This window comes from Collimonas sp., from assembly GCF_044339385.1.
Lineage (GTDB): Bacteria > Pseudomonadota > Gammaproteobacteria > Burkholderiales > Burkholderiaceae_D > Collimonas.
Window position 1 is genome coordinate 1 of sequence record NZ_JBIIVN010000094.1, and the last position, 10,113, is coordinate 10,113.

The following is a 10,113-nucleotide window of genomic DNA, read 5'->3' on the forward strand; positions in this document are numbered from 1 at the left end:
CACGGCTAGCTCCTTGAACTCCGCCGTGTACATCTGTTTTGGTATCTTCTTCATTGCTGGTCTTTCCAAAGGATCGTTGATTTTACGTTACCTATGGAAGACTAAATTTCGGGGGAAGCTCAGTTTGTGCTCGCTCTGCTGCCTGCACTGCGATTGCTGCTGTATGCGTTCACCGATCGTCTGGGTGCCAATCCGATCGAATTCATCACGCGCAGCACCGGCGACTGGACCCTATATTTTCTTTGCATTACATTGGCGGTGACGCCGCTGCGTCGTTTCAGCAACTGGAACTGGCTCATCAAGCTGCGCCGCATGCTGGGTTTGTATGCTTTCTTTTATGTCTGTCTGCATTTCACGACTTTCCTGTGGTTCGATCATTTTTTCGATCTGCCGGAAATGATTAAGGATGTCGTCAAGCGACCTTTCATTACGGTCGGTTTCATCGCTTTCGTGATGTTGCTGCCGCTGGCGCTAACCAGCACTAACGGCATGATCCGGCGGCTGGGCGGCAAACGTTGGCAATGGCTGCACCGCAGCATCTATCTGATTGCCATGCTGGGGATATTGCACTTCTGGTGGATGCGTGCAGGCAAGCACAACTTTGAAAAACCGATCCTGTTTGGGGCGATCATTGCTGCGTTATTGTTGGCGCGGGTCGTTTTCGCGCTGCGCAGCCGCTGCGGCCAACAGGCCACACCTCAGAAGCGCGAGGTCACACCGACCCCGACCTGACGCAAGGCTCGGGCGCAAGCGGCAGACCGGGATTGTCAGAGCGCAGACCTGACTGCCTTTTTTGCGGAGTAGAGTCCGCAGCGGCGTTTTCGGCGCGCATCACACTATTCGTGTAAAAGTACGACATCAGGACGAGATTAGTTCGTCGCTGGTGGTTTTGGCGTTTCAGATGTCTCTGACATATTTTCTGAGGTCGCCGGTACGGTTGCGGTGCTTGATTGGCCTGAGTCGGCTGCGGCTGCCGGTGCGGGGATGGTCGGCTTGACAGCAGGTGTTGGCGTTTTGGCAGCAGGTGGCGGCAACGCAACTGGCATGAACAGCGGCCCTTTTTGGCCGCAAGCTGCCAGCAATACCGACAAAGTGAGCGCAGTGGCCATCATGGCAGCGCGCGAAAAATCAAAAGTTGGTTTCACGGATTAGAATCGCAGTTTAACGAAATGGATTGGAGTGTAGCATGACAGAATCAGAATTCCTGGTGGCCGCCGAGGCCGCCCTGAGCAAGATTGAAACGGCGCTTGAGAACGCCGCCGACCAGACGGACCTGGACGTAGAGTGTAGCCGCAGCGGGAATGTCCTGGAAATCGAGTTTGTGGATAACGGCAGCAAGATCATCGTCAACAGTCAGGCACCGATGCAGGAATTGTGGATCGCTGCAAAGTCGGGCGGTTTTCATTACAAACAACGGGGTAACATTTGGGTAAATACGCGAGACGGATCAGAATTTTTTGCTGCCCTGTCGGGAATGATCAGCGCCCAGGGTGGGGTGCCGCTAACCCTGTAATTTTTCTTTGCGGTGACGCTTCGTAATTGATTTGTCGTAAGCTCAATGTGTCGTAAGATACGAAAAATAGGGTGTTGTTTTGATACGCTCGAGCATGTCGGCTGCAAAATGGACTTGATTAGACGGTTCGCAAGGGCCGCATCAAGGAGGTTTGTTCAACGCTTCTCAACTATCGATCGACAACAATGAGTACGATAATGATCAGGGACTCCGAACAACCATTCGATTGGCGCGCCAATGCACCGGCCTGTTCATTGCAAGCTGTTGCAGCATCGTGGCCCGCGCGGTGTGCCGTTGTGATGAGTGGGCTGGCCGTCGTCACTCTGGGAGTGGCCCTGACTGCGGGTGCTGCTGCTGGTACTGTTGCTGCGGCCCCAAACGTCTCCAGTGCAGCAATTTCAATCAACGGCACCAATGCTGTCGCCAATAGCGCTAACACAAACAACTCTTCCAATGTCGTTACTGCCGCCGCTGCGGAAGCGCCGCGGCATTGGGCTGCTGATACCAGCAACGGCTGCAAGATATGGAGTCCCGAGCCGATTGCCAACGAAGTTTCCGTGCGCTGGAGCGGCCGTTGCGAGAACGGGCTTGCACAAGGGCCTGGAACAGTTCGCTGGTTAAGCAACAACAAGCAGGTGGCTGAACTGACCGGCACCATGGAGCAGGGCAAAGTGCGTGGCCCCACCACCGGAGTCGAAGAACCCGGCAACCGTTTCGATGGTATGTTCATCGATTCGCTGCCAGAAGGCGAAGGCAAGGCAAGCTATGCCGACGGCTCAACCTATACCGGCGAGTGGCATCGCGGCTTGCAGCTGGGATACGGCATCATGACGTTTCCGCCGGCACATCCGCAGTATCAGGACATGCTCAATAACGGCAAAGGCGTTCGGATGGACAGCGGCGTTTATGTCATGCGCGGCTGGTGGGAAGGGAAAACTTTCGTCACTCCCTGTGATAGCGAAGAGGAGTGTGAAAAAGCGGTGGTGGCGTTGATGAAGCGGGAGCAGACGGACGCTGCGGCCAAGACTGCGGCAGCAGTTCCGGTAACGCCGCCAGCAAGCGCATCGAGTCCCTCGTCGGCTTCTACAATGTCGCCAACGGCGACTCCGGTGCCGGCCACAGCGACGGAAAATCCGCTTGCCGCACCGCACAGGTCGGCCGCAGTTCCGGCAACTCCGGCGATCGAATCCGGCGCCGCGGCGGCGTTGCCGACGCCAGCCGTCGAGTCGTCTGTATCGCCGCCAATTCCGGTTCCTGCAACATCGGCTAGCGAGCCTGCCGCTGTGCCCGCCACGGCAGCGCAGAAAGAGTCGGCACCTACGCCGGAACCTGCTGTAGCCGCTCCTGCCGAGCAAATCCCTGCTGCAGAACCTGCCGCTCCGACCGCGCCTGCGCCGGCAGCAGATCCCGCAACTGCGCCTGTCGGCCCTGCTGCTGAACCGCCGGTGCCGTCCACGACTTCGGCGCTGAGCGGCAATTCATATTTCAAACGGACATAGTTGATGACGCGTGCAGCACATTTTGGCAATACAACCGAATTGACTGAAACAACTGTATTACCTGCTTGGTACGCTTGCCGGCGCTCGCGGTGGCTGTTGGTATTCATCGTTCTTCTGCAGCTGGCGGTGCCAGCATCCTATGCGCAAATGCGCGCTGATCTGCCTGTCAACAAGGCGGCCGCAACCGGACCCAAAAATTTGCTGACGGACGCGGCCCAGAGCATCGGCGTCAGGCAGTGCCAGCCAGCGATTACCCGCTTGTCGGCGTTAGCGATCAACGGCACGCGCTCGCATGATCTGTTGGTCGATTGGGATCATGCCCACCCTGATCGCGGACCATTTTTTTCTCTTACCGGAATCGAATACGCTGGCGCTTCGGCGGCAGTGTCTATTACCGCTGTGCCGCAAGAAGGCGGTGCTTGTTCGGTGTCTGCTGAACGGATTTCGATTGCGCCGTATTCGTGCAAGAGCATTGCCGATACGGAGCTCAAAGGCTATAGCGTAACGTCGTTGTTGCCGACATTTACGGCGTATGTGTCAGCCTCTGAGCCTGGGGGTTCAGTGTCGCTGGTGGATTCGCCACCGGGTTGCCTGATTATTCGGCGTTATGTGCAGTACAACTGGACCGAGCAGACTAAAATGGCGACGCCGGCGCGCTAGTCGAGGTGCCCACGGCAGCGCTCAGTGCAGATTCCCTATTATTTGAATGACGATATGAATTCTTTACCTCGCACCCTGCGTATCGGTATCACCATCGGCCTGCACCACGAAAACGAATCCTTGTGGACCAACGGCATCAAGCAGAATGCGGTCTATCTGGCCGAGAGTTTGAAGCAATGTCCCAGCGTGGCTTCGGTGCATCTGGTGAATACCACGGCGGTTGCGATCACCCCGGCGCTGCCGTGGGATCAGGTGCGCTGGCCCACCGTGGCGTTCCAACAAGCCAAGGATAATCTGGATGTGCTGATTGAACTCGGCGGTCAGATCGATGTCGACCAGACCGCCTATCTGAAAGAACGCCGATGCCGCTTGATATCTTACTGTTGCGGCGTTGAATATGTAAATGTGATGCAGTCGATATTATTCGACCGGCCGATGTGGGGCTACAATCTTTTCGTCAATCAGCGCTACGATGCGATCTGGATGGTGCCGCAGGTGGCTAACAGCAGCCAGTCTTATTTCGAGACCTTGCGCCGCCTTCCGGCACAGGTGGTGCCGTTTGTCTGGGATCCGATTTTCGTCGAGCAACGTAGCGCGAGCTACGCACATCATGGCCAATACCGTCCCCAGCCTGGCCCGAAGCGCTTGACCGTGATGGAGCCGAACCAGGACATCGTGAAATTCTGCATGTATCCCGCTTTCATTGCAGAAGAAGCGTATCGCTTGCGGCCGCAGCATATCGCGCTGTTACAGGTGACTAACGCCGAACGCTTGGCGCGGGAGAGCAAGGAATTCATCGCGGTGATGAATCAGCTCGATATCGTGCGCCAGCACAAGGCGGTTTTTCTGGGGCGCCACGATACTCCGCAGTTTCTCAGTGAGATGACCGATGTGGTGATTTCCCGCCAGATCGAGAATGCGTTGAATTATTTTTACTTCGACGTGTGTTGGCAAGGTTATCCTCTGGTGCATAACGCATATATGTGCCACGACCTCGGTTACTTTTACGAAGCTAACAACGTGCAAGAAGGCAGCCGCAAGCTGATCGAGGTGCTCACCGCGCATGACGACAACTGGCAGGCTTATCTTGCACGGCAACGCCAATTGTTAAGCCGCTATCTACCGACTTGCAAGGAGGTGATCGCCGAGTATGAGCGTTTGCTGAGGGCGTTGCTGCAACAGCCGATAGTATGAGCGTTTGCTGAGGGCGTTGCTGCAACAGCCGATAGTATGATCGGATGGTTTTTAATCGCTTGTAATGGCTTTTAATGTTTACTGACCCATGAAAAAAATTAACGTAGGAATCTCCGTTTTTGCCGTCCATGGCGCGCAGATATGGTCGAATGGGATCAACCAGAATCTGGCATTCCTGGTAATGTTGCTGCGGCATAGTCCATAAGTCGGCAAGGTGTTCTTGCTGAACGGCGGCGATCTGGATCACATACCGGCAGAGATGGGGCTGGATCTTCTCGACGTGCCGCTGGTCAAGCCGCAGGACGTGACTTTCGAGATTGATGTGGTGATCGAAATGGGTGCGCAGTTGCCGCTGGAATGGTTGCGCCATGTGCGTGCGCTGGGCGCCAAGATCGTCACATTATTTGTCGGTCATACTTATGCCGACAACGCCGAAGCGCCGATGTTCGGCGACCCCAGCGGGCAGATTTTCAATGGTACGCCATGGCATGAGATTTGGACTCTGCCGCATCACATGAAAGCCAGCGGACCATTGCTGCGCACCGCGTCACGCGTTGCCGTGCACGCGGTGCCACATATTTGGGCGCCGCTGTTTCTGCAAAAGCAGATCGATGTGGTTGAGAAAGACGGCCATCAGTTCGGTTAAAGAGCAAGTCGCGGTGTCGAGCGTCCGGGCTGGCGTACTGCGATTTTCGAGTCGAACATTTCGGTCGTCAAAAGCTGCTTTATTCCGATGCTGGTATGCGAACAGGCATTCCGGCTTGATCCGCGCTCCATCAGCACGATGATGGTGATGAACACGCTACAGATGAAAGAGCACCTGACTTTCAATCGTTTTGCCATCAATCTCGATTTGACCCAGCAACACAAGGCGACCTACGAACCGCGCGTGTCGTTTGTCGATTGCATGGCGCAGCAAAAGATGGATGCCGTGGTATCGCACCAATGGGAGCGCGGTCTCAACTATCTTTACTACGATGCCCTCTACGGCGGCTATCCGCTGATCCATAATTCAGAGTATTTAAAGGCTGACGGCGTGGGCATTTATTACCCCGATTTCGAAGCCAGTCTGGGCGGACGCGCTCTGCTCAATGCCTGGCAGCAGGAGCCTGAATTCTGGGATGACTACAAGAAAGCCGGAGCCGCGTACCTGAACCGGCTCGATCCGACCAATGCCGATAACGTGGATGCATTTGTGAAAAGACTTCAACATCTGGTGGAGGAGCAGGTATGAGCGCCGTGCTGCCACAACGAAAATTACGGGTTGGCGTCACCCTGCATGTGCGCTCCGGGCCGCAATCGATCTGGGAGAGCGGGATCTTCCAGAATTGTGCTTTCCTGGTGCAACTGTTTAACCAGTCGCCGGCGGTGGAGCGCGCGGTGCTGGTGCTGGACGGCGACGTCAGCCAGGTTAATGACGCCATGATGCTGGGCGATCTCGGGATCGACATGATTGGTCTCGAGCAGGCCATGCAGACGCTTGATGTGGTGGTTGAAATGAGTGCGCAACTGGGCGAAGAATGGGTGCGTCAATTCCGCGAACGCGGTGGTCGCTACGCCTGGATGCGGGTCGGTAACGATTACGTGATCGACATTGAGCGTGCAATGTTTAACAAGCCGCATGGCGGCTTGTGCAGCAACAAGCCGTACGATGCCGTGTGGACCCTGCCGGAGTATCTGCGTAGCTGCAAGGATTATTTCGGCCTTACCGCGCGTGCACCGGTTCACATCGTGCCGCATCTGTGGACGCCACTGTTTTTTCAAAAGGGCATCGACACTTTACCGAGCCATCTCAGTTTCGGTTATCAACCGGGCAAGCCGCGTTGGCGCGTGTGTAGTTTCGAACCGAATGTCTGCATGGTAAAGACTTCATTGCTGCCGATGCTTGCTTGCGAAGAAGCCTATCGCGCGCAGCCTGGATTCCTGGAATCACTGCGCGTATGCAATACCTTGCACTTGAAGGAACATCTGAAATTTATCCAGTTCGCGCATGCACTCGACGTCGTCAATCATGGGCTGGCTTCGTTTGAAGGTCGCTTTGCGGTGTATGAATTTATGGCTAACTACGGCGATTGCATCATCTCGCATCACTGGGAAAACGGCCAGAATTATCTGTATTACGAGGCGTTGTACGGCGGCTATCCGCTGATTCATAACTCGGAATTCATTCGCGACTACGGCTACTACTATCCGGAGTTCGATTCCTTCGCCGGCGGTCAGGCGGTGTTGAACGCATTTGCCACGCATGATGCGCAGCTGGACGATTATCGCCAACGTGCAAAAAAATTGTTGCGCACTCTCGATGTCAGTTATCCGGAAAATATCGAGATCTATACGCAGCGTTTGCTAGGCCTGTATTCGACGCCGCAGCATGGGTAAAGGCGGGGTGGAGCCTGGGCTTTTTTTGAGTATGCGTCTTGAGTAATACCCGTCATTCCCGCGCACCCGGGAATGACGCAGATGGCAGCGTTGTCTGAAGTGCTCAATAAGACCTGCTGCTCACCCTACGTCAGAACAATTCGTTCTTGACTTCGTCCTTGGCTTTTTCTTCCGCAGTTGGCTCGGAAGTGCCGCCGCCCAGACTTTGAGTGGCGACTCCGGGCGGATACTCGGCGTAATAGTATTCGTTGCCTGAATGGATCAGCCCGTTGGGCACCACCGGATCTTCGATTGGCACGCCTTTGAGTGCCTGCTGCATGAAGTTGATCCAGATCGGCAATGCCAGGCCACCACCGGTTTCCTTGTCGCCCAGGCTCTTCGGCTGGTCGTAGCCGATCCAGCCCACCGCTACCAGCGACGGCTGGTAGCCGGCGAACCAGGCATCAAGCGAATCGTTGGTGGTGCCGGTCTTGCCGGCCAGGTCGGTGCGGTTGAGCGACAACGCCTTGACTGCTGTGCCGTGGCGCACGACGTCGCGCATCATGCTGTCCATCAGGAAAGCATTGCGTGCATCGATGACACGATTGGCTTCGTCGCCGGCAACTTCCGGATGCACTTGCGACAGAACATTGCCGTTGGCATCGGTGATCTTGCTGATGATATAGGGGTTGACCTTGTAGCCGCCGTTGGCAAATACCGCGTAGCCACCAGCCATTTGTAACGGCGTGACGGCACCGGCTCCCAGCGCCAGAGTCAGGTACGGCGGATTTTTGTCAGCATCGAAGCCGAAACGCGTCACATACTCCTGACCGTATTTGGCACCGATCTTGTCCAAAATGCGCACCGACACCACGTTTTTCGACTTGGTCAGCGCGCGCCGCATGCTCATCGGACCTTCGTACTTGTTGCCGTAGTTCTTCGGTTGCCAGATCTGGCCACCGGTCTGGCCGCCGCCATAGGTCAGCGGCGCGTCGTTGATGATGGTGGCCGGCGACAGACCTTTTTCCAGCGACGCTGAATAAATGAAGGGCTTGAACGACGAGCCCGGCTGACGCCAGGCCTGGGTGACGTGGTTGAATTTGTTGCGGTTGAAATCGAAGCCGCCGACCAGAGCGCGGATTGCACCGTCCTTGGTGTTGGCTGCAATAAAAGCCGATTCGACCGACGGCATCTGTGTGATGGTCCAGCTTTGGCCTTCCAGCATCACGCGGATGATGGCGCCTCGCTTGACTTTGCGCTGTGGCGGCGCGTTGTCGCTCAGGAGGTTGGTGGCAATGCTAAGGCCGCTACCGCTGATGCTGATTTCCTGGCCCGAGGACAGTACAGCACGTACCAACCTGGGTGTGGCTTCCAGTACCACCGCGGCGACGATTTCATCGCTGTCGGGATGATCCGCCAGCTCCACCTCGATCGCGTCTTCAGCTTCTTCCTTGGTGCCGTCCGGGATTTCCATGTAGCCTTCAGGGCCGCGGTAACCGCGCCGCTTCTCGTACTCCATGACGCCGCGCCGCACCGCGATATAAGCGGCATCCTGGTCGGCCTTGGTGATGGTAGTGAATACATTCAGTCCACGCGTGTAAGTGTTTTCCTTGAATTGGTCGTACACCAGTTGGCGCGCCATTTCTGAGACGAATTCTGCGTGGATGCCGAATTCGCTAGCGCCGCTCTTGGTATGCAGTGGCTCGTTCTTGGCTTGGTCGTATTGGGCTTGGGTGATGTAGCCGAGCTGCAGCATGCGCAACAGAATGTATTGCTGGCGTACCGTGGCCCGCTTCGGATTAACGATCGGATTGTTGGCTGAAGGAGCCTTCGGCAGACCCGCCAGCATCGCCGCTTCGGCAACTGTGATGTCCTGCAGCTTCTTGCCGAAATAAATCTGCGCGGCAGAGGCGAAGCCGTAGGCGCGCTGTCCCAGATAGATCTGGTTCATATAGACCTCAAGGATCTGGTCCTTGGTCAGGTTGCGCTCGATTTTCCAGGCCAGCGGAATTTCATAGAGAAACTTGCGCGATGCCTTCTGGACGAAGGTCGGTTCGTTACTGGTCAGGAAGAAATTGCGGGCAACCTGCTGCGTAATCGTGCTGGCGCCGCCACCGCCACCCGTCAGGTTGGAAAAGGTGGCGCGCAGGATGCCCTGGTAATCGACCCCGCCGTGCTGGTAGAAGCGATCGTCTTCAATCGCCAGCACGGCTTTCTTCATGACATCCGGGATCTCGTTGATACGGACCAGACTGCGTCGCTCTTCACCGAATTCGCCAATCAACACGCCGTCTGCGGAAAAAATCCGTAGCGGGATCTTCGGTTTGTAATCGGTGAGCGAATCGAGTTCCGGCAGGTTCGGATACGCCATCGATAGCATCAGCATGACAGTGAGCGCACCGATAACCAGCAGGCTGACACCAATACCAAAAAAACCAAGCAGCAAACGCAACAGCAGCGGCATACGACGTTGGGGCGCGGGGGAAATCGGGGTGTCGCTAGCTGAGTCAGGAGGCGTCATGCGAGGCGTTTTCGAAGTAGGAATGCCACGCATTATAGCGGCACAGCAGTTGGCTCAAAACTTGCTATGTAGCATGCGGTCTTTGTGGCGGGGTAATTTCGTTGCGAAATACAGACAAAATTTGCCGTCGGAAAAAAAATTACCATGAATGGAGTGGCTGCGCCTCGACATTACATAATATAAGGCAATTGCTCACAGGTAAATTTCTTTACACTACAGTCCTCTTGTTGCTGCGATTTCACGTTACTTAGAGACGGTTTCATAAAGGCTGCGATGCCTGCTGAAGTTTGCTCCAGCAGATCAGACTGCAGCCAAGTTTAAGGAATGCTTGATGAATATCAGCGCGACGTTCGAAACGAATGCGAAGA

8 protein-coding genes and 2 pseudogenes are annotated in these 10,113 nt (G+C 55.7%); 7 read left to right on the forward strand and 3 right to left on the reverse strand.

All coding sequences use genetic code 11. From position 1 onward, the window contains the following. Positions 1-105: 105 nt before the first annotated feature. A complete protein-coding gene (locus ACIQ0R_RS08185; protein WP_395826076.1) occupies positions 106-732 on the forward strand; it encodes a sulfite oxidase heme-binding subunit YedZ in 627 nt (208 codons plus the stop codon). 137 nt (positions 733-869) lie between these two features. On the opposite strand, the gene ACIQ0R_RS08190 is transcribed toward ACIQ0R_RS08185, so the two are convergent. Beyond that, the gene (locus ACIQ0R_RS08190; protein WP_395826064.1) at positions 870-1,145 is read right to left on the reverse strand and encodes a lipoprotein; all 276 of its coding nucleotides are present in this window, start codon (positions 1,143-1,145) and stop codon (positions 870-872) included. 41 nt (positions 1,146-1,186) lie between these two features. Here ACIQ0R_RS08190 and cyaY point away from each other — a divergent pair, with 41 nt between their 5' ends. From cyaY to ACIQ0R_RS08220, 6 genes and pseudogenes are all read left to right on the forward strand, one after another. Next, positions 1,187-1,513, forward strand: coding sequence for an iron donor protein CyaY (gene cyaY, locus ACIQ0R_RS08195; protein WP_395826066.1), 327 nt, complete (start codon positions 1,187-1,189; stop codon positions 1,511-1,513). Positions 1,514-1,812: 299 nt separating this feature from the next. Beyond that, on the forward strand, positions 1,813-3,012 hold the full coding sequence (locus ACIQ0R_RS08200) for a hypothetical protein (protein ID WP_395826068.1): 1,200 nt from the start codon (positions 1,813-1,815) through the stop codon (positions 3,010-3,012). 126 nt (positions 3,013-3,138) lie between these two features. Beyond that, positions 3,139-3,672, forward strand: a complete 534-nt coding sequence (locus ACIQ0R_RS08205) for a hypothetical protein (RefSeq protein ID WP_395826070.1) — start codon at positions 3,139-3,141, stop codon at positions 3,670-3,672. 54 nt (positions 3,673-3,726) lie between these two features. Further along, on the forward strand, positions 3,727-4,866 hold the full coding sequence (locus ACIQ0R_RS08210; protein ID WP_395826072.1) for a DUF2827 domain-containing protein: 1,140 nt from the start codon (positions 3,727-3,729) through the stop codon (positions 4,864-4,866). Positions 4,867-4,954: 88 nt separating this feature from the next. After that, positions 4,955-6,100, forward strand: a pseudogene (locus ACIQ0R_RS08215) (DUF2827 domain-containing protein). Further along, the gene (locus ACIQ0R_RS08220) at positions 6,097-7,245 is read left to right on the forward strand and encodes a DUF2827 domain-containing protein (protein WP_395826074.1); all 1,149 of its coding nucleotides are present in this window, start codon (positions 6,097-6,099) and stop codon (positions 7,243-7,245) included. The pseudogene ACIQ0R_RS08215 and the gene ACIQ0R_RS08220 overlap by 4 nt, the downstream one beginning before the upstream one ends. A gap of 130 nt (positions 7,246-7,375) precedes the next feature. Here ACIQ0R_RS08220 and ACIQ0R_RS08225 read toward each other — a convergent pair whose 3' ends face one another. Together ACIQ0R_RS08225 and ACIQ0R_RS08230 are read right to left on the reverse strand one after the other, a co-directional pair. Next, positions 7,376-9,688, reverse strand: coding sequence for a penicillin-binding protein 1A (locus ACIQ0R_RS08225; RefSeq protein WP_395826079.1), 2,313 nt, complete (start codon positions 9,686-9,688; stop codon positions 7,376-7,378). Positions 9,689-10,004: 316 nt separating this feature from the next. Then, positions 10,005-10,113 (reverse strand): annotated as a pseudogene (locus ACIQ0R_RS08230) (IS5/IS1182 family transposase); the annotation flags it as partial.